The sequence below is a fragment of the Streptomyces sp. NPDC039462 genome, assembly GCF_055639375.1.
The window spans coordinates 1,363,088-1,386,391 of sequence record NZ_JBVKAO010000002.1; the positions used below are offsets into that span (position 1 = coordinate 1,363,088).

Here is a 23,304-nt window from a genome sequence, read left to right on the forward strand (position 1 = left end):
ACATCCTGCGGACAGGTGTTTCACTCCACGTTTTAGAGGGTGACCGCGGGGGAGGTCACTGACACGATGATCGGGTTGCGTGGCGGGGGCCGCGAGGCCTAGAAAAGACAGGGCCGTGCCGCCCTGGCAAAGCAGTCGGGTGGAGATATGCATCGCGGTGGCGGACTGGGCGAGGGGACCGACGGCCTGGGCCCCCGGCGTGCCCGGCGGGGCAAGCACCGGCGCGAGGCGGAAGCGGAACCGGCGCAGGCGTCCGACCAGACGCTCGGCGCTTCCGGCGAGTCCCGGCGGGACCGGGTGACCAGCAGGAGTGGCGGGGTGGGGGTGACGTACAAGTACTTCGGAGCCCCGGACGGCGCCACCGCCGCCCGCGTGCCGATCTCGATGCGGCCCGAGGAGCTCGGCGGCGACGAGCTCGGCATGGGCGGCATGTTCACGAAGATCAAGCCGGAGACGATGGCCGCGATGGTCCTGACCGGCATCGAGGGCATACCCCTGCACAAGGTCCCCCCGCTCGAACTGGTCGTCCTCCACCCGGACTACGCCGTGGTGAAGCTCCCCATGACCGTCGTCGACCCGCTGCGCGGCGTCGGCGAGGAGTCGGTGGGCGCCGCGGCGTTCATCTGGTCCACCGTCCCGGACCGCGGCGGCCCGCGCGACGCCTTCAACGTGTACCAACTCCTCCACGAGTGGCAGGACTTCAGCCACCGCCTGCACGACGCGGGCCATCAGGCGTACTGCCTGGTCTGGCCCTGACGCTTGTTCACTCCACTCTGAGCGCGGCGAGTTGCTGCTCGAACGGGACGACCTCGAAGCCGCTCGCCGGGTCCACCGACGTGATCGCACCGGTCAGCGAGCGGGGCGCGATGGCCGCGGCCGTGTCGGTGTCGGGTGCCGCACCGCTCGGGGGAGCCGCACCGCTCAGGGGAGCCGCACCGCTCGAGGGTGCCGCGTCACTTGCCGGGTCCGCCTGCGCCTGGCCGCCGGGCGCCATGAAGCGCGCCAGCTCCGTGCCCGCACGGGTGATCCGCGCCGCGAGGCCCTCCTCGCCCCAGTCCTCCGACGCCGCGTACACAGCGGTCGGCAGGACCAGCGCCCGCAGGTAGCTGAAGAGCGGGCGCAGGGCGTGCTCGGTGACCAGCGAGTGCCGCGCGGTGCCGCCGGTCGCGCCGATCAGCACCGGCTTCCCGGTCAGCGCGTCCTTGTCGAGCACGTCGAAGAACGACTTGAACAGTCCGCTGTACGACCCGGAGAACACCGGCGTGACGGCGATCAGCCCCTGCGCGCCGGCCACCGCGTCGAGCGCGGCGGCAAGACGGGCGGGCGGGAACCCGGTGACGAGATGCCGGGCGATCTCCGTCGCCAGGTCCCGCAGCTCGATCACCTCGACCTCCACCTCGGCGCCGGCGTGGCGTGTCGTGGCGGCCGCCAGCCGGTCGGCGAGCAGCCGGGTGGACGAGGGCTGGCTCAGCCCCGCGGAGACGACGACGAGCTTCATGCGGTGACCTCCTTCTGGACCTGCTGGGCCTGCTGGGCCTGCTGGTTCTTCCGGGCGGCGTGGGTCGGCGCGTCCGGGACGCCGGCCGGGCGGTTCTTCGCGAACTCCTCGCGCAGCACCGGCACGACCTCCTCGCCGAGGATGTCGAGCTGCTCCAGGACGGTCTTCAGCGGCAGCCCGGCGTGGTCCATCAGGAACAGCTGCCGCTGGTAGTCGCCCACGGTGTCGCGGAAGGCCAGCGTCCGCTCGATCACCTGCTGCGGGGAGCCCACGGTGAGCGGGGTCTGCTCGGTGAACTCCTCCAGGGACGGCCCGTGGCCGTAGACCGGCGCGTTGTCGAAGTAGGGCCGGAACTCCCGCACCGCGTCCTGGGAGTTCTTGCGCATGAACACCTGCCCGCCGAGCCCGACGATCGCCTGCTCCGGCGTGCCGTGCCCGTAGTGCGCGTAACGCGACCGGTACAGCTCGACCATCTTCGCGGTGTGTTCGGCGGGCCAGAAGATGTTGTTGTGGAAGAAGCCGTCGCCGTAGTACGCGGCCTGCTCGGCGATCTCCGGGGACCTGATCGAGCCGTGCCAGACGAAGGGCGCCACACCGTCGAGGGGCCGGGGCGTCGAGGTGAAGGACTGCAACGGCGTGCGGAACTTGCCCTCCCAGGTGACGACGTCCTCGTCCCAGAGCCGGCGCAGGAGCGCGTAGTTCTCGATGGCGAGGTTGATGCCCTGGCGGATGTCCTTGCCGAACCACGGATACACCGGGCCGGTGTTGCCGCGGCCCATCATCACGTCGACCCGCCCGTCCGCGAGGTGCTGGAGCATCGCGAAGTCCTCGGCGATCTTCACCGGGTCGTTGGTGGTGATGAGGGTGGTGGAGGTGGAGAGGACGAGCCGCTCGGTGCGGGCGGCGATGTAGCCGAGCATCGTGGTCGGGGACGACGGCACGAAGGGCGGGTTGTGGTGCTCGCCGGTCGCGAAGACGTCGAGGCCGACCTCCTCGGCCTTGAGGGCGATGGCGACCATGGCCTTGATCCGCTCGGCCTCGGTCGGCGTGCGGCCGGTGGTCGGGTCGGTGGTCACGTCGCCGACGCTGAAGATCCCGAACTGCATGGCTGGCTCACTCTCCGCGGGTCCGCATTTTGTTTACGGTTCAACTATACCCGCAGAACGAGGGCTCGGGCCGACCTATTCCCGGCAGGGATCCTCGGTCGACGAGCCCCCCCTTCACCGGCCCGCGCTTGTCAGACCCCACACCTACGGTGAGGCAATGGACCAAGCGCACCGATCGCACCGATCACAGCCCGCGTCACCGAGTCGGCCACCGGCAATCCATCTCGAACCCTGGACCGACGAGGGCGGCCTCGCGCTGCTCCTGCGGCTCAACACCCCGGAGATGACGGAACATCTGGGCGGCCCGGAGACCCACGAGAAGGTGGTCGACCGCCACCGCCGCTATCTCCGGCTCGACGACAAGGGCCGGATGTTCCGCATCACGGCCGACGGGCGGACGGCGGGCTCGATCGGGTTCTGGGAGACGACCTGGCAGGGCGAGCCGGTCTGGGAGACCGGCTGGGGCGTCCTGCCCGAGTTCCAGGGCCTGGGGATCGCCGCGGGCGCGGCGCGCCTGGTGATCGAGGAGGCGAGGGCCGCGGGCCGCCACGCCCACCTGCACGCGTTCCCCGCGACGGACCACGGCGCGTCGAACGCGGTGTGCCGCAAGGCGGGCTTCACGCTGCGCGGCGAGTCGACGGTGGAGTACCCGAAGGGCAACTGGCACGCGTGCAACGACTGGCGGGTCGTACTGCGGTGAGGTGAGGCGGCCCGGGGAGGGGGACACGGGCGGGCAGGGCGCCCCGCCCGCCCGAATCGCCTTGACAGCGCGGGGGCGCCACCCTCACATTTATCTGCGTCACGCAGCTTATGCATCGCGAAACTTATGCGTTACGCAGTCAAATCGCCCGCCCCAGCGGCAAGCACCGCACGAGAGGTGCGCCGCTGCGCCGCTCCACACCCAAGGACTCACGTGACCACCACGTCCACGGACCCGGCCCCGATCCCGCCCCTGGCCCAGTCCCCCTCCGCCCGCCGCCGATGGGCGATCCTCGCCGTCGTCCTCGCCGCCGACATCCTCGATCTCGTCGACGCCACCATCACCAACATCGCCGCCCCCGCCATCACCAAGGACCTCGGCGGCGGCCCCGCCCTGATCCAGTGGCTCGGCGCCTCCTACGCGCTGGCGCTCGGCGTCCTGCTCGTCGTCGGCGGCCGGCTCGGCGACCGGTACGGGCGCCGCCGCCTCTTCCTCGTCGGCCTCGCCGGCTTCACGCTCGCCTCGCTCGCCTGCGGCCTCGCCCCCACGCCCGAGACCCTCGTCGCCGCCCGGCTCGCACAGGGCGCGTTCGGCGCGCTCGTCATCCCGCAGGGGTTCGGGATCCTCGGCGCCACCTGGCCCCGCGAGCACATCGGCAAGGCCTACAGCCTCTTCGGGCCCGTCATGGGCCTCTCCGCCGTCGGCGGGCCGGTCCTCGCCGGGTTCCTCATCGACGCCGACCTCGGCGGCCTCGGCTGGCGCCCCATGTTCCTGATCAACCTCGTGCTCGGCGGCGCCGCGCTCCTCGCCGCCGCCCGCCTCCTGCCGAAGGACGCCGGCGACCCCGCCACCTCCGTCGACGGCCCCGGCTCCGCACTCCTCGGCGCCGCCATGCTCGGCCTGCTCGCCGGCCTCATCGAAGGCTCCGCCAACGGCTGGACGGCCGCCCCCGTCCTCCTCATCGCCGCCGGACTCATCGCCTTCGCCCTCTTCTGCCAGCGCCAGACCACCGCGCGGAACCCGCTGATCCGGCCCTCGCTGCTGCGCAACCGCGGCTTCACCTCGGGCCTCGTCCTCGGCGTCGTCTTCTTCGCCGCCGTCTCCGGACTGCTCTACGTCATCTCGCTCTTCCTGCAACAGGGCCTCGGGCTCTCCCCCTCCGACACCGCGCTCGGCCTGCTCCCCCTCTCCGCGGGCATCGTCGTCGCGTCCATCGCCTGCTACGGCCTCATCGGCAGGTTCGGCCGCACCCTCGTCCTCGCGGGTCTGCTGATCACGCTCACCGGCACCGGCTGGCTGCTCGCCCAGACCGCCGCCACCGGCACGGAGACCGGCAGGTGGGCCCTCGTCCCGCCGCTGCTCGTCATCGGCGTCGGCATGGGCACCTGCTTCGGCACCGTCTACGACGTCACGATCGGCGACATCGCCCCGGCGGAGGCGGGCAGCGCGAGCGGTTCACTGAGCGCGGTGCAGCAGCTCGCCAACGCCGTCGGCGCGGCCACCGTCACCACCGTCTTCTTCAAGACAGCGGGCGGCGGCGCCGGGCACGCCATGACCGTCAGCCTCGCCGTGGTCGCGGGCGTGACGCTGCTGTGCGTCCCCCTCGTACGCCTGCTGCCGCGCAAGGCACCGGAGGGACAGCACTGACGCCCACGCACCCGAGGCGCCCCGCGTCGGACCGGCCCGTCAGCCGTCCAGCTCCCCGCCGCGGATCCGCTCCACCTGCGCCCCGCTGAATTCCACCGTGCGCTTCATATGGCCGATGAGCAGGGCGAGTTCGTCGTCGTCGAGCCCCTCGAAGAGCGCGTACCAGCCGCCGCTCAGCTTTCCCCACATCCGCCCGAACTCGGCCACCTTCTCCGGCACCGTCGCGACGAGCACCCGGCGCCGGTCGGCGGTGTCCCTTTCGCGTACGACGTAGCCCGCCTTCTCCAGGCGGTCGACGAGCCGCGTCGCCGAGCCCGTCGTCAGCCCGGTCAGCTCCGCGACACGGCCGGTGGTGACGGGGCCGCTCTCCAGGCTGAGGAGGTTCAGACACTGCACGTCGGTGGGGTGCAGCTTCAGATGGTCGGCGACGGCCTGGTTGAAGAGGGCGTACGAGGCCATGTAGCGCCGTGACTCGACGGACAGCTCGCTCATCAGCAGCCCACGCCGGCCGTCGGCCGACCGCCCGCTCTCCCCTTTGCCGTCTTTGTCGTCCGCCATGACGGGCACGCTCCTCCAGGAGGTCCATAGCTGCGTCGGACAGCAATCGTACGACGCACGTATCAGCGGCGCAGGTGCGTCGGAAGGGACATCAGAGGTGACGTCAGACGTGATCAGAAGTGATAGGTGTCCCCGGTGTCGAGGGCCAACACCGCGTGCTCGTTGTTCCGCTGGTTCAGGTCCGCGGCGCCGCCCTCCGCCTCCGTGCTGATCCGCACGCTCACCGCGCCCGGCTCCCCCACCGTCCGGACCACGATCTCCACCGGCTCCCCCTTGGCCCCCGCGGCCAGCGTGCCCGTGCGGCACACCACCGCGCTCGTCCCCGACGCCGAACACGTCCCCGGCAGCGTCCGCACCTCCGCGACCGGCACCGACCAGCGCACGCGCACGGTGGCGTCGGCGAGGTCAGCGGGCCCGTGGTTCTGCGGCACGAACCGCACCGTCACGACGCCCTCGCGCACGGACACGTCACCGTGGAAGGCGAGGTCGGCCTCGGGGTCGCCGGGCAGGGCGGCAGCCGCGCCGCCGCCGAGGACCATGCCCACGGCAGCCGCCACGAGCGCCGCACCGCCGCACCACACACCCGCACGAGGAACCCGCACAGCAACCTCCGCCTCCGCCCCCGTCGGCCGAAACTTCACACTCCGTCCCGATACATGCCACTCCGCCGGCCCGGGAACACCGCATGCCACCCTGTTGACCATGCTCATCGTCCGCTCCGCCGCCCTCTTCGTCCTCGCCGCGCTGTTCGAGATCGGCGGCGCGTGGCTCGTCTGGCAGGGCGTGCGCGAGCACAAGGGCTGGGCGTGGATCGGCGCGGGTGTCATCGCCCTCGGCGTCTACGGCTTCGTGGCCACGCTCCAGCCCGACGCCGAGTTCGGCCGCATCCTCGCCGCGTACGGCGGCGTCTTCGTCGCGGGCTCGATCGCCTGGGGCATGGTCGCCGACGGCTACCGGCCCGACCGGTGGGACGTGACCGGGGCGCTGATCTGCCTCGCGGGCATGGCCGTGATCATGTACGCACCGCGCACACGCTGACGCACCCGCGGGCCCGCCGACCCGCACGCATATCCTGACGAGGACCGACCCCGGCGTACGCCATACGCCATACGCCAGACGTCATCCGCCGTACGCCGTACGCCGTACGCCTGCCCGAGGAGCGCCCATGACCGCCGCAGCCAACCGCATCGCGATCATCACCGGCGCGAGCAGCGGTATCGGCGCCGCCACCGCCCGCGGCCTCGCCGCCGCCGGATACCGCGTCGTCCTCACCGCGCGCCGCAAGGACCGCATCGAAGCGCTCGCCGCCGAGCTGAAGGACGCCGGACACGACGCGATGGCGTACGCGCTCGACGTCACCGACCGCGCCGCCGTGGACGAGTTCGCCACCGCCTTCCGCAAGATCGCGGTCCTGGTGAACAACGCGGGCGGCGCGCTGGGCGCCGACCCCGTCGCGAGCAGCGACCCGGCCGACTGGCGCCGGATGTACGAGACGAACGTCATCGGCACGCTCAACGTCACCCAGGCGCTCCTGCCCGCCCTCACCGCGAGCGGCGACGGCACGGTGGTAGTCCTCTCCTCGACCGCCGGGCACGGCACGTACGAGGGAGGCGGCGGCTACGTGGCCGCGAAGCACGCCGAGCACGTCCTCGCCGAGACCCTGCGCCTGGAGATCGTCGGCACCCCCGTCCGCGTCATCGAGGTCGCGCCCGGCATGGTCAAGACCGACGAGTTCGCGCTGACCCGCTTCGGCGGCGACGCCGAGAAGGCCGCGAAGGTGTACGCGGGCGTCGCCGAGCCGCTCACCGCCGACGACGTGGCGGACACGATCACCTGGGCGGTGACCCGCCCGCCGCACGTCAACATCGACCTCCTGGTGGTCCGCCCGCGCGCCCAGGCCTCCAACACGAAGGTCCACAGGGAGTCCTGACGATGCGGCTCCCCGGCGACGACCCCGGCAGACCGGCGTACTCCGCGGACTCCCCCGACCCCCTGGAACGCCTCACCCACGAACACGAGGCCCGCTCCCTCGCCGAGGAGGCGAAGAACGAACGCCTGGTCTGGTGGTACCTGGCGTACTTCCTCTTCGGCATCCACATCGTCGCGTTCATCATGATCTACGCGGTCACCCACGCGAAGTAGGCGTCCCGCCATGAGCGCCCGCCGATTAAGAGTCACCCACATCGGTGAACGCGACGTATCGCCATGCGAGTTGCTGTGCGGCCTGCCTAGGCTCGGCACGACAACATCACATGCGACGGCCCCCGGCCGGGCTGCAACCCCGAGCCGAGGGCCTGACCACACAGGAAGGCCTACAACTTCCTCATGGCTGAACACGAGCCTAGCGCTCCGCAGTTCATGGACCTCAGCGTCCCCGAGTACGCCTACATGTTCGGCTTCCTGCAGGCCGACGGGCATCTCGCACCAGGCCCCGGACGGAAGGGGCGTCTGACCGTCGAGATCAGCGTGCGGGACATCAGGATCCTGCGCGAGTTCCAGCGGCTGACCCCGTACAACACCACCATCAGCGAGCGCACCCGCTCGACGAACTTCGCCGAGACGCACACGTCGGCAACCTGGACCTTGTGCTCCCTCGAAGCCAGAACCAAGCTCAACGACCTCGGTCTGCCGTACGGCCGCAAGTCGAAAGGGATCACGCCTCCGCGCGTCGAATTCTCGCGACGGGACTACCTCCGGGGCATCATCGACGCGGACGGCGCCGTCGGCTACACCGGCCAGGGCCTCCCGTTCATCTCGCTGACCACGGCAAGTACCGCAGTAGGTGTCTACCTCTGCAGGTACGCGCGCTTGCTCACCGGCACCGAGCGCCTGATCAAGAGGAACGCACGCGACGACATCTACAACATCACCTACACCAAAGAAACAGCCTTGGAGCTGGCAAGCGACCTCTACTATCCGGGATGCCTCGCCCTGGACCGCAAGCGCGCCGCCGCCGCGAAGCTGGCCTCATGGGTCCGCCCGGCCGACATGCGGCACGCCCCACCCCGTCGGCGCTGGAAAGAATGGGAAGACCGGAACCTGCTGCAGCACTGCGATGCCGAGGCCTCGGCCACCGAGCTGGGACGGACGGTCCAGAGCTGCAGTCTGCGCCTCTGGCGCCTCCGCAGCGGCCGGGCCCCCATGCCCTCGAACGATCAGTGAGGCACTGAGCAGCGGGGCCCGTGCCGGTATCAGCACGGGCCCCGCCCGTTTCACCCCTTGACGCAGACGACCTGCTTCAGCTTCGCCACGACCTCCACCAGGTCGCGCTGGTGCTCCATCACCTGCTCGATCGGCTTGTAGGCCGCCGGGATCTCGTCCACGACGCCAGAGTCCTTTCGGCACTCGACCCCGCGCGTCTGCTCCTCCAGGTCCTTCGTCGAGAAGCGGCGCTTGGCCGCACCTCGGCTCATGCGCCGACCCGCACCGTGCGAAGCAGAGTTGAAGGCCTTCTCGTTCCCGAGCCCCTTCACGATGTACGTGGCGGTACCCATCGAGCCGGGGATGATCCCGAGATCCCCCGTACCGGCCCGGATCGCGCCCTTTCGCGTCACCAACAGATCCATGCCTTCGTACCGCTCCTCCGCCACATAGTTGTGATGGCAGCTGATTTCCGGCTCGAAGGTCACCTTCGCCTTCTTGAACTCCTTGCGGACCACGTCCTTGAGGAGCCCCATCATGATCGAGCGGTTGTACTTGGCGTACTCCTGAGCCCAGTAGAGATCGTTCCGGTATGCCGCCATCTGCGGGGTGTCCGAGACGAAGACCGCGAGGTCCCGGTCGACCAGCCCCTGGTTGTGCGGGAGTGTCTGAGCAACGCCGATGTGATGTTCGGCAAGCTCCTTGCCGATGTTGCGCGACCCGGAGTGAAGCGTGAGCCAGACCGCACCTTCAGTATCGAACGATAGTTCCAAGTGATGGTTTCCGGAGCCAAGCGTTCCCATTTGCTTGGCCGCGCGCTCCTCGCGGAACCTGACCGCCTCCGCGACCCCCTCGAACCGGCCCCAGAAGTCCTCCCACCCGGCCGTCGCCATGCCGTGGAAGCGCTCCGGCGCTACGGGGGCGTCGTGCATGCCGCGCCCCACCGGGATCGCCTGCTCGATCTTCGAGCGCAGGCGGGACAGGTCGCCCGGCAGGTCATTGGCGGTGAGCGACGTCTTGACGGCGCTCATGCCGCAGCCGATGTCGACGCCGACCGCGGCCGGGCAGACCGCGCCCTGCATGGCGATCACCGAGCCGACCGTCGCACCCTTGCCGAAGTGGACGTCCGGCATCACGGCCAGGCCCTTGATCCACGGCAGCGTCGCCACGTTCTGGAGCTGGCGCATCGCCGCGTCCTCGACCGTGGCCGGGTCCGCCCACATCCGGATCGGTACCTTCGCCCCCGGAACCTCTACATGCGACATATCGCCCTCATTCCCCCGCAATTATCCCTAATCAACGGTAATCAACCACAAGCCAAGAAGCGCAAATACCGGCGCCAAGGTCGACGAAAGGGGTGACGGACCGGCGTCCACGGCAGCGCGTGCGATACACATTGTGTCCACCGGCCGCCCACCAGCGGCAACCCAATAACCAGGCAGAGCCAGGCGAGAGGAGCCATCACGGTGCAGCGGAAGGCCAAGGCCCGGGTACCCGGCGTCGCCGCACTCATCGCGGTGCTGCTGACCGGCTGCACCGGTGGGTCCGGCGACGCCGGGAGCGACGACTCCAAGCCGGGTGACAGCGGCAGCTCGACCGCCGTCGCCCAGCCCGGCAAGTACCGCACGCTCCCCGAGCCCTGCGGCGAGGTCGACACCGACACCCTCGACGCGATGCTGCCCGGCATCGCGGAGATGGAGGACGCCGAGCAGCGCGAGAAGGCGTACGAGGGCACGCCGACGGGGACGTACGACACCGACCGGCGCGTGGGCTGCCGCTGGAAGGTCGAGTCGTCCGGCGCCTCCCACCACCTGCTGATCGACTTCGAGCGCGTCGTCTCGTACGACGGCACGGTCAGCGACGACGCCCGCGCCGCCGAGGTCTACGCGACGAAGCTGCGCGAAGCGGGCCTCACCCGGCCGACCGGCACGTCCTCGGAGGACACGTCCCCCACCGCCGAGGACTCCGAGGCGGGCGACAAGCCCCAGGGCGGGAAGAACGGCCGCAGCGACGACGACAAGGGCGAGAAGGGCAAGAAGGGCAAGAAGGACGACAAAGACACGGAGTCGGGGAGTCCTGACGCCGGGGACGAGTCCTCCCTGTCCGCCACCCCGCCCCCCGGCCTGGAGCCCCGCACCCTCACCGACCTCGGTGACGAGGCGTTCCTCGACGACGCCCTCACCACCTCCGCCTCGGCCTCCCGTCACCGCACCGTGACTGTGGTGTTCCGCACGTCGAACGTCGTCGTGACCATCGAGTACGACGAGCAGCCCGGCCGTCGCACGGACGTCCCCGACAGCAAGGAAATGCAGGACAAGGCGCAGGAACTGGCCGACACGCTGGCCGGGGAGTTCGACGAGTAGGGAAGGGGCGTGGCGGGCGCGGACGGGGCCCCTGCTGCCGTGAAGCGGAGTCGTCCGTCGCCCCATGCGCGTACCGTGGCCCCTCGGACCCGACGACGTCACGAGACGAACTGGACGTCACGAGACGAACAGAGTGAAGGAACCATGCACCGACCTGCACAGCGAAAGCGACAGCTCCGCAGCCGCCTCCTCGTCTGCGCGGCCGCCGTACCGGCGATCCTCGTCGCCGGTTGCTCCTCCGACTCCGGATCCGACTCCGGATCCGACGGGGCCAAGAAGGACGCGGGCGCCAAGGCCTCGGCCTCGGCCAAGGCCGGCGACAAGGCTCCGACCGTGGAGAAGGCGGCGTACGCCAAGCTTCCCGAGCCCTGCGAGGTCCTGTCGAAGAAGACGCTCGAGGACCTGGTGCCGAAGGCGAAGGACAAGTCCGGCAAGGCGGGCACGTCCACCGACACGGCGCTGCGCGGCAGCTGCTCCTGGGACAGCCTCGACAACAACGGCGTGGACGGCTCGCAGTTCCGCTGGCTGCGCGTCTCGCTGATGCGTTTCGAGTCGGACCCCTCGCTCGGCAGCGGTGCGAAGCGCGCCCAGGAGAACTTCGCCAAGCAGGTCGCGGACGCCCAGGCGATCAAGGACGCGAAGGGCGTCAAGGCGGAGCCGGTGCAGGGCGTCGGCCAGCAGGCGACGCTCGTGCGGTACGACCTGAAGAAGGACAAGGACACCTTCAAGCAGCAGACGTTCGTGACCCGCGTGGAGAACGCGGTCATCACCGTCGACTTCAACGGCGCGGGCCTCGCGGGCGACAAGTCCCCGGACGCCGGCAAGCTGGGGAAGGACGCGCAGAAGGCGGCCAAGGAGGCCGCGGAGGCGGTCGTGGCCGCCAATGAGGGCGACGGCGGCAAGGGTGGCGGCAAGGCGTCCTCCGACCCGAGCGAGAAGCCGAAGGCCGACGACCCGAAGGGCGACGACGGCAAGTCCGACGACAGCAAGTCGGACGACGCGAAGGCCGACGACGCCACGGCCAAGAAGAAGAGCAGCAGCAAGGCCTGACGAGCGCGCCGGTGAACTCGCGCCGCGAGCAAGCACGTTGAAGGAGCCCGGCCCCGGGGGGCCGGGCTTCTGGCGTACCGGCACACGGCCTTCCGCACACGTGTGCCAGGCTGTCGCTCGCAAACAAGCGCAAACAAGCCGACACAGGCCTTGAGACAGGGACTTGAACAGGGAGGGGTTCGCGGGTGGCCGCGATGCAGCTGACACGCACGCACCGGATACTCATCGGGGTGGTCGTCGCCGGAGCGGTCGTCATCGCCGGGATCGGCTTCGCCGGGTCGTACGCGGCGGTGCGCGAGCTCGCCGAGAAGAAGGGTTTCGGCGACTTCTCGGCGGTGTTCCCCATCGGCATCGACGCGGGCATCTGCGTTCTGCTCGCCCTCGATCTCCTGCTGACCTGGCTGCGCATCCCCTTCCCGCTGCTGCGGCAGACGGCGTGGCTGCTCACGGCGGGCACGATCCTCTTCAACGCCGCCTCCAGCTGGGGCGATCCGCTCGGTGTCGCCATGCACGCGGTGATCCCGGTGCTGTTCGTGGTCGCCGTCGAGGCGGCGCGGCACGCGGTGGGCCGGATCGCGGACATCACCGCCGACAAGCACATGGAGGGCGTGCGCCTGACCCGCTGGCTGCTCTCCCCCGTGCCCACCTTCAAGCTGTGGCGCCGGATGAAGCTGTGGGAGCTGCGCTCCTACGAGCAGGTCATCAAGCTGGAACAGGAACGTCTCGTCTACCAGGCGCGCCTGCAGGCCCGGTTCGGCCGCTCCTGGCGCCGCAAGGCGCCGGTCGAGTCGCTGATGCCGCTGCGCCTCGCGCGCTACGGCGTTCCTCTCGCGGAGACCGCCCCGGCGGGGCTCGCGGCGGCGGGCATCGAGCCGGTGCTGCTGCCGCCCGCCCCCGCGGTCTCGACGGTGAAGTCCGTCGGCGAGTCGCAGCAGCCGCAGCTGGCCGCCGGGCCCGCGGAGGCCGCCGCGCCCGAGCCCGAGTCCGGGCCCAAGCCCGCCCAGGGCCCGGAGCAGGAACCGGAGCAGGAGCCGCAGCACCCGGAGGAGATGCTCCCGGTGGCCAACCACACGAGCCCCTGGTTCGCGGCGCACAACGCGTCGTACGCACCCGTGGCTCCGTACGACGAGTGGTACGCCGAGCAGGAGCGGCAGCACGAGCAGCAGGCCGGCGGTGCCGACGGCGAGCACGGTCCGGAGTTCCCCGTGCCGAACGGCGCGGGCGGCACGCGTCCGCTCGGCGACGGCATCCCGCAGCCGGACCCCGGCGCCGCTCCCACCCCTGCTCCTGCTCCTGCTCCCTCTGACGAGGACCTGTACCAGGTGTTCCGTCAGTCGATAGAGGGTGAGGGCATGCCGACTCCGGGCGCGTTCGCGGCGAACGCGGAGGCGGCCTTCGGTCTGCGCCTCCAGTCGCGCGAGCTGAACAACTACATGGACCGGTTCTCGGCCCGCCTGGAGAACGAGTTCGTGGAAGACCACATCGCGTAGCCCCTCCGCATGGCGTGTACAGGTACCGTGAAATTTTGACGTTCAGTCGATTCTCGACCATCTGTCACCCATAATTTCCCCATGCGGACATCCCAGAGGAAGACACGAGAAGTAGCAGAGCGCGACCAGGCGCTCGTGCGCCTGGCGCTGGACATGATCAGCAGGGACGGCTTCCACAACCTGACCCTGGGGAAGCTCGCCCAGGAGGCGGGTTACTCGAAGGGCACGGTCTACAACCACTTCGCCTGCCGCGAGGACCTGCTCATCGAGCTGTCCGCCGAGAGCGCGCGCCGCCAGCTGCGCTATTTCCAGGCCATCGCGGACCTGCCCTGGAGCGGCACCCGGGCGCTCTACGGCATGGCCTTCGCGTATCTGCACCACGCGGTGGTGGCCCCGGTGCTGTTCGAATGCAGCATCACCGCGCGCACGGACGCGGTCTGCCGGACGGCGTCCGAGGACCGGATGACCCGGCGCGACCTGGTCGAATCCCAGATGGCGCAGGTGGTCGGCTTCGCCGTGCAGCGCACGGTGGCGGACGGCGCGTACCGCAATCCCGATGTGCCGACCGACGTGGCGGTGGACGCCCTGCGCGCCTACATCCTCGGGTACGCGGCGATGCATCTGCTCTCCCGCCGCTTCCTGTGGGCCGACGAGGAACACCTGGACGGCCGGCTCGCCGTCATGGCGTCGATGATGGGCGGCCTCGGCTGGCCGAAGCTCGACAAGGCGGAGCTGGCGGAGATCCACAAGGTCGTGGTCGGCATCGTCGGCGACATCACCCGGGACTACGAGACGGGCCGGTAGCGCACCCCTCCCCTCCCTCTCGCCTCCCCTCCACCAAGCTCTGACCATCTCTTTGCCGACTCATTAAATGAACTGGGCGTCAAAAAACGACTAGTAGTCAATAATTGAGTCGTGCTCAGCCGCCGGGCTGGGCAGATGCGAATGGAGGGGCTATGCGCATCAACATCGCCCGCCGCGGCAGTGAGCTGTGGCAGGCGTGCACCGATCTCGCGAAGGATCGTTACGCGCGCGACTACCAGGCGCGGATCGAGCCGTCGCCGGACTGCTACATCGCTCTGTGCGCGGACACGGAGGGCGCCGGGGACACGGAGGGCGCCGGGGGCCCGGTCCCGCTGGCGTGTGCGGGTCTGACCTACGGGGGCACCAAGGACCTGCTGATCGAGAGTTACCTCGGCGGCCCGGTGACGGACCTGCTCGCCGAGCGGTCGGGAGAGAAGTGCCGGCCCGCCGACCTGATCGAGGTGGGTCCGCTCGCCTCGCGCGAGGCGGGGGCCGGCCGTGAGCTGATCCGGATGGTGCCGGCGCTGGTCTGGTGCAACGGCGCCTCGTACCTGCTGTGCACGGTCACCGCTCCGCTCGCGCGGATGCTGGACCGTATCGGCATTCGGTTCACCGGCGTGGCCGAGGCCCGCGAGGACTCCCTCCCGCCGGAGCAGCGCGGGAACTGGGGGACGTACTACGACACCGCTCCGGTCGCCGGCTATGTGGACCTGCGCGCCTTCGACGCGGGCCTCGGCCGGCAGGCGGGCGCGGGCTACCACCTCGCCGTCACCTGGGGGCAGGAGAGCGCGCTGGCCGGGGCCGGCCAGGGGGTGGACGCCCGATGAAGGCCGTGCGGGACAGTCTGCTGGCCGCCGAGCACCGCGACCGGGTCCTGGTCGAGCGGCTCGCCGCGGACGGCACGACCGCCGAGACGTACACCTACGACCGCATCGCCCGCTGGGCGGCGGCACTTCACCGCTGCCTGTCGGAGCCGGGCAGCCCGCACGCCACGCCGTCCGGCGCCCGGATCGGCCTCGTCGCGGGCAACGGACCCGAGTGGGTCGCCGCCGACCTGGCGCTCCTGCAGGGCGGTCTGGTGGAGGTGCCGGTACCGCTGGCGTTCTCCGCCGAGCAGGCCGGGTCGCTGCTGCGTGAGGTCCACCTGTGTCTGGCCGACGAGGCCGGGGCCCGCAAGCTCCACGAGTGGGGCCTCGCCGAAGCGCTCACGATCATCCCGATCGGCGAACACCCGGGTGGGGCCCACGACGATCCCCAGCTGCTGCCCGCGCCCTCCGACGAGCGCATCATCAAGATCATTCATACGTCGGGGACCACCGGGACGCCCAAGGGCGTGAAGATCAGGGCCGGCGCACTCGGCGCCCTGCTGGAGTCACTGCACTCCGTTTCCCCACCCGGCGTGTACGCGCGCTATCTGTCGCTCGTACCGTTCAGCCTGCTCATCGAGCAGGTCACCGCGGTGTACCTGCCGCTGCTCAGCGGCGGCCGGATGATCCTGCTGCCGGACACGGCCGCGCTCCTCGGCACGGCGGGCTCCCGCGCCGACGACGTCGTGGCGTGGCTGCGGGCGGCGCGCCCGACCGCAGCCGTGCTGCCGCCCGCGGCGGTGAGCGCGCTCGACAAGGCCGTCCGCGAGCCGGGCGCGGACGCCGACGCGCTGCTCGGGGCGGGGCAGCGGCCGTTCCTGATGGCAGGGGGCGCGCCTGTCGACGTGGAGGCGCAACTGCGGCTCGACGCGGCGGGGTTGCGGGTGCACGAGGGGTACGGCCTCTCGGAGAACAGCTCGGTGGTGTCCTGGAACACGCCCGAGCACTGGCGGCCGGGCACGGTGGGCAGACCGCTGCCGCACTGCCGGGTGAAGCTCTCTGCGGAGGGGGAGCTTCTGGTCACGTCGACGTCGCTGTTCGCGGGGTACACCGTGGAGGACCCGACCAGCCGCCCCGTGGACGCGGAGGGCTGGCTGCACACGGGGGACCGGGCGGAGATCGACGAGGACGGGTATATCCGGATCCTCGGCCGGCTGAAGAACGTCATCATCACCAGCCACGGCAGAAACGTTTCTCCGGAGTGGGTCGAGGGGAATCTGCGCAGCTGTTCCGCCGTCGTCGACGCCGTCGTGTTCGGCGAGGGCATGGAGCATCTGGTCGCGGTCCTCGTCACGCCCGACGACGTGGCGGCGGAGACGGCGCGGGAGCAGGCCCGGGCGTACGCGGAGGCGCACCTCGCCGAGACCGACCGCCCCGAGACGTTCGTCGTCGTACAGGACGGCCGCGCCTTCCGCGACCGGTACTTCACCGTGACCGGCCGCCCGCGGCGGCAGCTCATCTACGACGACTTCGTGCCGGGCGCCGCGCCGGCGCCTGGCGGCGGCGCGCGGCTGACGGCGGCCCGTGGCTGACGGCACCTCGCAGCTGACCGCAGCACGCGGCAGTCGGCAGCGCGGTTGTCGACGGCACGCGGAAGGCCGCACCTCGCGGCTGACCGCAGCACGCGGCACACGGCAGCCCCACGGTTGCCGAGGGCTCGCGGCTGACGGCAGCGCGGTTGCCGACGGCACGCGGCTGGCCGCAGCCCGTGGCTGACGGCAGCGCGGTTACCGACGGCACGCGGAACACCGCACCTCGCGGCTGACCGCAGCACGCGGCTGATGGCAGCCCGCGGCTGACGGCGGCACGCGGCTGACGGCGGCACGCGGCTGATGGCAGCCCGCGGCTGACGGCGGCACGCGGCTGATGGCAACCCGCGGCTGACGGCGGCCCGAAGCTGACCGCAGCCCACGGCTGACGGCAGCCCACGGCCGTCGACGGCCCACGGCTGACGGCGGCGCGCAGCTCGACGCCAGTCCGCCTCGACGCAACCCGCCTCTCACCACAGCGCCGGGCTCGCCACAGCACGCCCGGCTCAACGCAGCACCGGCGCAACCCAGCGCCAGCCCAACGCGGCGCCGGCGCAACCCAGCGCCGGCTCAACGCCGCGTCGGCGCAGCACAGCACCGACGCAGCACAGCACCGACGCAACCCAGCGCCAGCTCAACGCAGCGTCGGCGCACCCGAGTGCACAGCAAATGATCAACAGGGGGATCACTTTCCATGGCAACGCTCACCCACAACGCCCTTCGCCTGACCTCCATCGGTGACGGCGACGGCATGATGATCAATCCGGCCGGAGGGACGGCCGGTTTCGCCGAGCTGTACGAGGCGGGCCTCGACCAGCTCCTCGCCGACGCGGGCCACCTCCTCATCCGCGGCTTCGACCCGGGTGTCGAGGAGTTCAACGAGCTCGTGCGGCGCTACAGCTCCCGTACGACGCTCGACCCGGCCCGCACCTTCCACGGCGACGCCGCGCAGAAGGTCGACTCCGGGCACGACCCGATCGGCCTGCACCTGGAGAACGGGGCGACGCCGTTCGCCCCCGACCTGCTGTGGTTCCACTGCGTCAAGGCGGCCAGGTCCGGCTCGGAGACGACCGTCTGCGACGGGTTCCGGGTCTGGGACGCCCTCTCCGAGCGGTCGCGCGAGCTGTTCGCCGCCCAGCCGGTGAAGTACACGCGCAACGTGCCCAGGGAGATGTGGCAGCGGCTCGCCGCCCATCTCGCGGGCGGTGGGCTGCAGCCCGACCAGATGGAGGTGTCCAGCCTGTACGCGCTGGCGAACGACGGCGCGGACGCGACCTTCACCGAGGAGGCGGACGGCAGCCTGACCTACACGTACACCGTGTACGTCGCCCACCCCACCCGCTGGTCGACCCGCACCGCGTGGGCCAACAGCCTGCTGGGCCCCTCCTTCAACTACGAGGCCCCCGAGATCCGCTTCGCCGACGGCTCCCCGATCCCCGACGCCGTGATCGCCGAGTACGCGGAGGTCACCGAGGCCGTCACCGAGGAGATCGCCTGGGAGGACGGCGACATCGTCCTCATCGACAACTCCCGTGTCATGCACGGCCGCAGGGCCATCACCGACCCCGACCGCACCATCCTCAACGCACAGAGCTACGCCAGGAGCTGACCATGAAGTACGGCATCGTCATCCGCTACGAATTCGACGCGTCGTGGCTGCGGCTCAGCAGGGACGAGCGCAACGCCAACGAGCAGGTCTTCCAGAAGGAGATCGTCGGGCCCTTCGCCGACAAGCTGTCCGTGCGGCACTTCGACGCGGAGGCCTTCTCCACCGACTACTCGGACTTCCTGTTCGTGGAGACCGACGACCTCACGTCCTACTACTACTTCATCGAGAAGCTCCGCGACAGCGACTTCATCGCGCATGGCTGGGTGCGCCTGCGCGACATCTCCATCGGCATCCAGGACGGCTACAAGGAGTACGAGAATGACAACGCCTGACCAGTTCGACGCCATCGCGGACGCCGTCCGTGCCGAGCTGGCCTCGGTGACCCGGCTCGCCCACATCAACACGTTCCACCCGGGCGCCTTCGACTGGGCGGAGGCACGCACCCCCGAGGAGCTGGCGTACGTCTCCACCGTCGCGTACGGCGAACCGGGCCACGAGGAGCAGGCCGTCGCCTACCTCACCAAGGAACTCGCCCAGCTCGCCGAGATCGAACGGCACGTGAGCACGGTCATGGCCATGGTCATGGGCGAGCTGCACGACCTGCGGGACGCGGTCAACGTCGGCCACGAGCTGCACCACGCCCTGTCGTGCTTCGCGGCCGAGGAGATCCAGCACGCGAACACCTTCTACCGGTACGTGCGCGCGCTCTCCGGCAGCGAACCGCGTGTCGACAAGGCCCTGTTCGACGAGCGTCTCGACGTCTTCCGCACCGACGACCACCCGTACGTGAAGCTGGTCGCCCTGTGCTGCTCGGCGTACGTCGGCGAGTCCGTCATCACCGTCTTCGAGCACCGCGCCGACGCCCTCGACCCGGGGCGCGAGCGGTTCTTCACCCGGCTGCTGCACACGCACGGCCTGGACGAGGCCCGGCACGTGAAGATCGACCACGTCGCCATGAAGCTGATCTACCCGGCGCTGACCGCTCCGCAGCAGGCCCGGGTACGCGAACTCCTCGACCAGATCGAGGAGTTGAACCGCAAGCTCGCCGACTCCTTCCAGGCGGCCACCGAGCGGATCCTCGGCGTCGACTTCGTGACGGGCAACCCGGCCGCCGCCGTCCAGCTGGAGATGACCAAGGCGTTCGGCGGCAAGGTCTTCGCCGCCGACGGGACGCTGCACACCGTCGACGAGATCCTCGACGACGAACTCAGCGACATGATCACCGCGTTCTCCGGCACCGCGCGCGTCCACGCGGCGGGCATTCCGCCGCTCGCCGCCCCGGTACCGCCGCTCGTCGGGGCTCCCCAGTGACCTCGTCGACGGTGAGCACGGACGCCGCCCCGCAGGCCCCGGCGGCGGGCCGCGCCGCCGCCACGGGCCGGATCGCGGTGGCGGCGGCCGTGCTCGCCCTGCTCCTCGCGGCCATGGACGCCACCGTGATGGGCACGGTGCTGCCCAGCGTGCTCGCGGACGTCGGCGGCGGCTCCGGCGGCGGGTACGCCTGGCTGGTGTCCGGGTTCATGCTGGCCCAGGTCGCGGGCACCCCGCTCGCGGGCTGGGTCTCCGACCGGCTCGACGACCGGGTGCTCGCCATCGGCGCGACCGTGGTCTTCCTCGCCGCGTCCGTCGTCGCCGGGCTCGCCGACTCCTTCGGGGTGCTGGTCGCGGCGCGCGTCCTGCACGGGCTGACCGCCGGGGCGATCGTCGTGTCGAGCTACGTCATCGTCGGCCGGGTCTTCGGGCCCGAGCGGCGCGCCAAGGCGCAGTCCATGCTGAGCATGGTCTGGGGCGTGGCCGCGGTGCTCGGCCCCGTCGTCGGCGCGAGCCTCACCGAGGCGTGGGGCTGGCGCTGGGTGTTCCTCGTCAACGTGCCGCTGTGCGTGCTGGTCGTCGTCGCGATCGCGGTCGCGCTGCCCGGGCGCGCCGGCCACGAGGACGGTGCGGCCGCGCGCAAGGGCTTCCCGGTCGGGGAGTACGCCCTGGTCACGGGCGGCTCGGCGCTGTTCCTCTGCGGTCTGCAGGGGAGCTCGCTCGGCATCGGGACCGCGGGCGGGGCGGCCGCGGTGGTCGTCGGGCTGCTCGCCCTGGCGCTGGTGCGCCGCTTCGGCGGCAGCCTCGTACCGCGGCAGATGTTCGCCCGGACGCCGTCGGCGGGCGCGGCGCTCGCCACCGTCGGCGCGTGCGTCGTCATGTACGCCACGGTGACCGTGCTGCCCGTCCGGCTCGCCGAACGGGGCATGTCCACCGCGGGGGTCGCCGTGGTCGTCGGCCTCTCGGCGCTCGGCTGGGTGGCCGGGAGCGCCGTGACGGGCGGGCTGATCGCCAAGCACGGCTACCGTCCCTCGATGGTCGCGGGCGCGCTCGCGCTCCTCGCCAGCGCCGCCCTCAGCGCCACCGGTGAACTCCCGTGGCTGGCCGGGCTGTTGGCGGGCGTCGGGACGGGTGCGGTCACGGCGGCGACGCTCGCCCTGATCCAGGACCAGTCCCCGCCCGCGCAGCTCGGCGTGGCGACCTCGGCGGCGACGATGCTGCGCAACATCGGCTCGGCGGCGGGGGTCAACGGCATCGCGGCCCTGTCCGCGGCGGTCGCCACCTCGTCGTCGCACGACGGCGACCGGGCGTTCTGGGTGCTTGCGGCGGTGGCCGCGGTCACCGTCCTGCTGCCGGCCCTGTCCGCGCCCAAGCGGCGCGCGACCGTGGCCTGAGCGGGCCGAAGACGGGCTCTCAGGCGCGGGCCTTGCGCCGGTGCTTCGACGTCTCGCCGTAGAGGGCGAGCCCCGCGCCCACCACGAAGAGCGCGGCGTACAGCGGTGTGGGCACGTCCCACCACTTGTGCAGCATGCCCCAGGGGCCGTCGCCGAACAGCCGTCCGGCGACGCCCAGGCCGCCCTGAATTCCCACGACCCAGCCGACGATGGCGATGATCTCTCTCATACGTCCACGATCGGCCACGGATCCGGGGCGCACGTCCTGCCTCCGGCCGAATCCGCGGTAGTCCGAAGGATGCACCGCGCACGGCAAAGGCCCCGTTCCACCCGGAACGGGGCCTTGCTGTCGCACCGGGGCGCTAGGCGCCCAGCAGCTTGCGCACGCGGTCCGCGCCGACCGCGAGGAGCAGCGTGGGCAGGCGCGGGCCGGTCTCCCGGGTGACGAGGAGGCGGTACAGGAGCGCGAAGAACGAGCGCTGCGCCACCTTGATCTCCGGCGGGAGCTCCTTCGCCGTCGCGTCCGCCGAGAAGCCCGCCTGCACCTTCGGCACGCCGTAGACGAGGTGGGTGAGGCCGTCCAGGGACCAGTGCGAGTCCAGGCCCTCCAGGAGGAGGCGGAGCGATTCGCGGCCCGCGTCGTCCAGCGAGCCGAGCAGCTCGGTGTCCGGCTCGGAGCGGACGATGGTGCGGGCCTCGGCCGGGACCTGGGTGGTGATCCAGTTCTCGGCGCGGTCCAGGCGGGGCCTGGCCTCGTCGAGGGACGTGATCGGGTCGGACGGGTCGAGGTCGCGCAGGATCCGCAGCGTCTGGTCCTCGGCGCCCGCGGTGATGTCGGCGACGGAGGCCAGCGTGCGGTACGGCAGCGGGCGCGGGGTCCGCGGCAGCTCACCTGCGGCGGTGCGCACCGCGCGGGAGTGCGCGGCGGCGTCTGCGGGTAGCGCCGAGCCGTCGGCGACCTTCGCCTCCAGCTTGTCCCACTCGTCGTAGAGCCGCTGGATCTCCTGGTCGAAGGCGATCTTGAAGGACTGGTTCGGCTTGCGGCGGGCGTACAGCCAGCGAAGGAGCGGCGCCTCCATGATCTTCAGGGCGTCGGCCGGGGTCGGCACGCCGCCCTTGGAGGACGACATCTTCGCCATGCCGGAGATGCCGACGAAGGCGTACATGGGGCCGATGGGCTGGACGCCGTCGAAGATCTGCCGGACGATCTGGCCGCCGACGACGAAGGACGAGCCGGGCGAGGAGTGGTCCACGCCGGACGGCTCGAAGACGACGCCCTCGTACGCCCAGCGCATGGGCCAGTCGACCTTCCAGACCAGCTTGCCGCGGTTGAACTCGCTGAGCAGGACGGTCTCGCCGAAGCCGCACGCCGTGCAGGTGTAGACGAGCTCGGTGGTCTCGTCGTCGTACGAGACGACGGTGGTCAGGTCCTTCTCGCACTGGCCGCAGTAGGGCTTGTACGGGTAGTAGCCGCCGGAGCCGCCGCTGCCGTCGTCCTCGCTGGCCGCGCCGGATCCCTCGGCGGCCTCCAGCTCGGCCTCGTCGACGGGCTTCTGCTGCTGCTTGCCCTTGCCGGCCTTGGCGGGGTCCTTCTTGGTGCGGTACTGGTCGAGGATCGCGTCGATGTCGGCGCGGTGCTTCATCGCGTGCAGGATCTGCTCGCGGTAGGCACCCGACGTGTACTGCTCCGTCTGGCTGATCGGGTCGTACTCGACGCCGAGCTCGGTGAGCGCCTCGGCCATGGCGGCCTTGAAGTGCTCGGCCCAGTTCGGGTACGCGGATCCGGCCGGGGCCGGGACGGACGTCAGCGGCTTGCCGATGTGCTCGGCCCAGGACTCGTCGATGCCGGGGACGCCGGCCGGGACCTTGCGGTACCGGTCGTAGTCGTCCCAGGAGATCAGGTGGCGGACCTGGTACCCGCGGCGGCGGATCTCGTCGGCGACCAGGTGCGGGGTCATGACCTCGCGGAGGTTGCCGAGGTGGATCGGGCCCGAGGGGGAGAGTCCGGAGGCGACGACGACCACCGGCGCGGCGGCGCCCTCGTGTTTCGCGCCCGGGGCACGACGCTCCGACTCGGCGATGACCTCATCCGCATAGCGGGAGACCCAGTCGGTGGTATCGGTGCTCTGAGCCACGATCGGCACGCCTTTCCTCTTCTACGTGAGTACCGCTTGTCGGAGCCATTCTCCCAGGTCGCCCCGTAACCGCGAAAACCGCTTTTCACCGCGTGGGATACTC

Annotated in this window: 24 protein-coding genes; 17 read left to right on the forward strand and 7 right to left on the reverse strand. The window is 71.0% G+C overall.

Annotation, left to right across the window (positions count from 1 at the left end):
- Positions 1-318 precede the first annotated feature (318 nt).
- Positions 319-756: a hypothetical protein gene (locus tag ACZ7LU_RS16845; RefSeq protein WP_030565229.1), complete on the forward strand. Its 438-nt coding sequence runs from the start codon at positions 319-321 to the stop codon at positions 754-756.
- A gap of 7 nt (positions 757-763) precedes the next feature.
- Here the strand turns inward: ACZ7LU_RS16845 and ACZ7LU_RS16850 are convergent, their stop codons facing one another.
- Together ACZ7LU_RS16850 and ACZ7LU_RS16855 are read right to left on the reverse strand one after the other, a co-directional pair.
- A complete protein-coding gene (locus ACZ7LU_RS16850) occupies positions 764-1,498 on the reverse strand; it encodes a CE1759 family FMN reductase (RefSeq protein WP_471917036.1) in 735 nt (244 codons plus the stop codon).
- Complete coding sequence (locus tag ACZ7LU_RS16855) at positions 1,495-2,604, reverse strand: LLM class flavin-dependent oxidoreductase (protein WP_471917037.1); 1,110 nt, start codon at positions 2,602-2,604, stop codon at positions 1,495-1,497. The genes ACZ7LU_RS16850 and ACZ7LU_RS16855 overlap by 4 nt, the downstream gene beginning before the upstream one ends.
- A 157-nt stretch (positions 2,605-2,761) precedes the next feature.
- Between ACZ7LU_RS16855 and ACZ7LU_RS16860 the strand changes: the two genes are divergently transcribed.
- Both ACZ7LU_RS16860 and ACZ7LU_RS16865 read left to right on the forward strand, forming a co-directional pair.
- Positions 2,762-3,304, forward strand: a complete 543-nt coding sequence (locus ACZ7LU_RS16860) for a GNAT family N-acetyltransferase (RefSeq protein WP_471917038.1) — start codon at positions 2,762-2,764, stop codon at positions 3,302-3,304.
- 213 nt (positions 3,305-3,517) lie between these two features.
- A complete protein-coding gene (locus ACZ7LU_RS16865) occupies positions 3,518-4,951 on the forward strand; it encodes an MFS transporter (protein WP_471917039.1) in 1,434 nt (477 codons plus the stop codon).
- Between the two features lie 39 nt (positions 4,952-4,990).
- On the opposite strand, the gene ACZ7LU_RS16870 is transcribed toward ACZ7LU_RS16865, so the two are convergent.
- A complete protein-coding gene (locus ACZ7LU_RS16870) occupies positions 4,991-5,509 on the reverse strand; it encodes a MarR family winged helix-turn-helix transcriptional regulator (RefSeq protein WP_468316944.1) in 519 nt (172 codons plus the stop codon).
- Positions 5,510-5,622: 113 nt separating this feature from the next.
- Positions 5,623-6,066, reverse strand: a complete 444-nt coding sequence (locus ACZ7LU_RS16875) for a hypothetical protein (protein WP_471917040.1) — start codon at positions 6,064-6,066, stop codon at positions 5,623-5,625.
- A 145-nt stretch (positions 6,067-6,211) separates the two neighbouring features.
- Between ACZ7LU_RS16875 and ACZ7LU_RS16880 the strand changes: the two genes are divergently transcribed.
- The 4 genes from ACZ7LU_RS16880 to ACZ7LU_RS16895 all read left to right on the forward strand — a co-directional run bounded on the left by ACZ7LU_RS16880 (position 6,212) and on the right by ACZ7LU_RS16895 (position 8,671).
- Positions 6,212-6,547 (forward strand): YnfA family protein, encoded by a 336-nt coding sequence (locus ACZ7LU_RS16880; RefSeq protein ID WP_398312667.1) that lies wholly within the window; start codon positions 6,212-6,214, stop codon positions 6,545-6,547.
- Between the two features lie 127 nt (positions 6,548-6,674).
- A complete protein-coding gene (locus tag ACZ7LU_RS16885; protein WP_468316947.1) occupies positions 6,675-7,439 on the forward strand; it encodes an SDR family NAD(P)-dependent oxidoreductase in 765 nt (254 codons plus the stop codon).
- A gap of 2 nt (positions 7,440-7,441) precedes the next feature.
- A complete protein-coding gene (locus tag ACZ7LU_RS16890; protein ID WP_150217018.1) occupies positions 7,442-7,651 on the forward strand; it encodes a hypothetical protein in 210 nt (69 codons plus the stop codon).
- Positions 7,652-7,834: 183 nt separating this feature from the next.
- Positions 7,835-8,671 (forward strand): hypothetical protein, encoded by an 837-nt coding sequence (locus ACZ7LU_RS16895; RefSeq protein ID WP_471917041.1) that lies wholly within the window; start codon positions 7,835-7,837, stop codon positions 8,669-8,671.
- 50 nt (positions 8,672-8,721) lie between these two features.
- Here ACZ7LU_RS16895 and ACZ7LU_RS16900 read toward each other — a convergent pair whose 3' ends face one another.
- Positions 8,722-9,915, reverse strand: a complete 1,194-nt coding sequence (locus tag ACZ7LU_RS16900; protein WP_468316951.1) for an RtcB family protein — start codon at positions 9,913-9,915, stop codon at positions 8,722-8,724.
- A gap of 201 nt (positions 9,916-10,116) precedes the next feature.
- Here ACZ7LU_RS16900 and ACZ7LU_RS16905 point away from each other — a divergent pair, with 201 nt between their 5' ends.
- The 10 genes from ACZ7LU_RS16905 to ACZ7LU_RS16950 all read left to right on the forward strand — a co-directional run bounded on the left by ACZ7LU_RS16905 (position 10,117) and on the right by ACZ7LU_RS16950 (position 21,066).
- Positions 10,117-11,013, forward strand: a complete 897-nt coding sequence (locus ACZ7LU_RS16905; RefSeq protein WP_471917042.1) for a DUF3558 domain-containing protein — start codon at positions 10,117-10,119, stop codon at positions 11,011-11,013.
- Positions 11,014-11,157: 144 nt separating this feature from the next.
- Complete coding sequence (locus ACZ7LU_RS16910) at positions 11,158-12,063, forward strand: DUF3558 family protein (protein WP_471917043.1); 906 nt, start codon at positions 11,158-11,160, stop codon at positions 12,061-12,063.
- A gap of 194 nt (positions 12,064-12,257) precedes the next feature.
- Positions 12,258-13,553, forward strand: coding sequence for a DUF2637 domain-containing protein (locus ACZ7LU_RS16915; protein ID WP_471917044.1), 1,296 nt, complete (start codon positions 12,258-12,260; stop codon positions 13,551-13,553).
- 81 nt (positions 13,554-13,634) lie between these two features.
- Positions 13,635-14,357 (forward strand): TetR/AcrR family transcriptional regulator, encoded by a 723-nt coding sequence (locus ACZ7LU_RS16920; RefSeq protein WP_398312686.1) that lies wholly within the window; start codon positions 13,635-13,637, stop codon positions 14,355-14,357.
- 152 nt (positions 14,358-14,509) lie between these two features.
- The gene (locus ACZ7LU_RS16925) at positions 14,510-15,184 is read left to right on the forward strand and encodes a thermostable hemolysin (RefSeq protein ID WP_398312689.1); all 675 of its coding nucleotides are present in this window, start codon (positions 14,510-14,512) and stop codon (positions 15,182-15,184) included.
- A complete protein-coding gene (locus ACZ7LU_RS16930) occupies positions 15,181-16,755 on the forward strand; it encodes an AMP-binding protein (RefSeq protein ID WP_471917045.1) in 1,575 nt (524 codons plus the stop codon). The genes ACZ7LU_RS16925 and ACZ7LU_RS16930 overlap by 4 nt, the downstream gene beginning before the upstream one ends.
- A gap of 691 nt (positions 16,756-17,446) precedes the next feature.
- Positions 17,447-18,361 (forward strand): TauD/TfdA family dioxygenase, encoded by a 915-nt coding sequence (locus tag ACZ7LU_RS16935; protein WP_398312693.1) that lies wholly within the window; start codon positions 17,447-17,449, stop codon positions 18,359-18,361.
- A 2-nt stretch (positions 18,362-18,363) separates the two neighbouring features.
- Positions 18,364-18,693 (forward strand): darcynin family protein, encoded by a 330-nt coding sequence (locus tag ACZ7LU_RS16940; protein WP_398312695.1) that lies wholly within the window; start codon positions 18,364-18,366, stop codon positions 18,691-18,693.
- Positions 18,680-19,672, forward strand: a complete 993-nt coding sequence (locus ACZ7LU_RS16945) for a P-loop NTPase family protein (protein WP_468557268.1) — start codon at positions 18,680-18,682, stop codon at positions 19,670-19,672. Before ACZ7LU_RS16940 ends, ACZ7LU_RS16945 begins: the two co-directional genes overlap by 14 nt.
- Before the next feature lie 11 nt (positions 19,673-19,683).
- Positions 19,684-21,066, forward strand: coding sequence for an MFS transporter (locus tag ACZ7LU_RS16950; protein WP_471917046.1), 1,383 nt, complete (start codon positions 19,684-19,686; stop codon positions 21,064-21,066).
- 19 nt (positions 21,067-21,085) lie between these two features.
- Here ACZ7LU_RS16950 and ACZ7LU_RS16955 read toward each other — a convergent pair whose 3' ends face one another.
- Together ACZ7LU_RS16955 and lysS are read right to left on the reverse strand one after the other, a co-directional pair.
- The gene (locus ACZ7LU_RS16955; RefSeq protein WP_468316968.1) at positions 21,086-21,295 is read right to left on the reverse strand and encodes a hypothetical protein; all 210 of its coding nucleotides are present in this window, start codon (positions 21,293-21,295) and stop codon (positions 21,086-21,088) included.
- A 133-nt stretch (positions 21,296-21,428) separates the two neighbouring features.
- Positions 21,429-23,210 (reverse strand): lysine--tRNA ligase, encoded by a 1,782-nt coding sequence (gene lysS, locus ACZ7LU_RS16960; RefSeq protein WP_398312704.1) that lies wholly within the window; start codon positions 23,208-23,210, stop codon positions 21,429-21,431.
- Positions 23,211-23,304 lie beyond the last annotated feature (94 nt).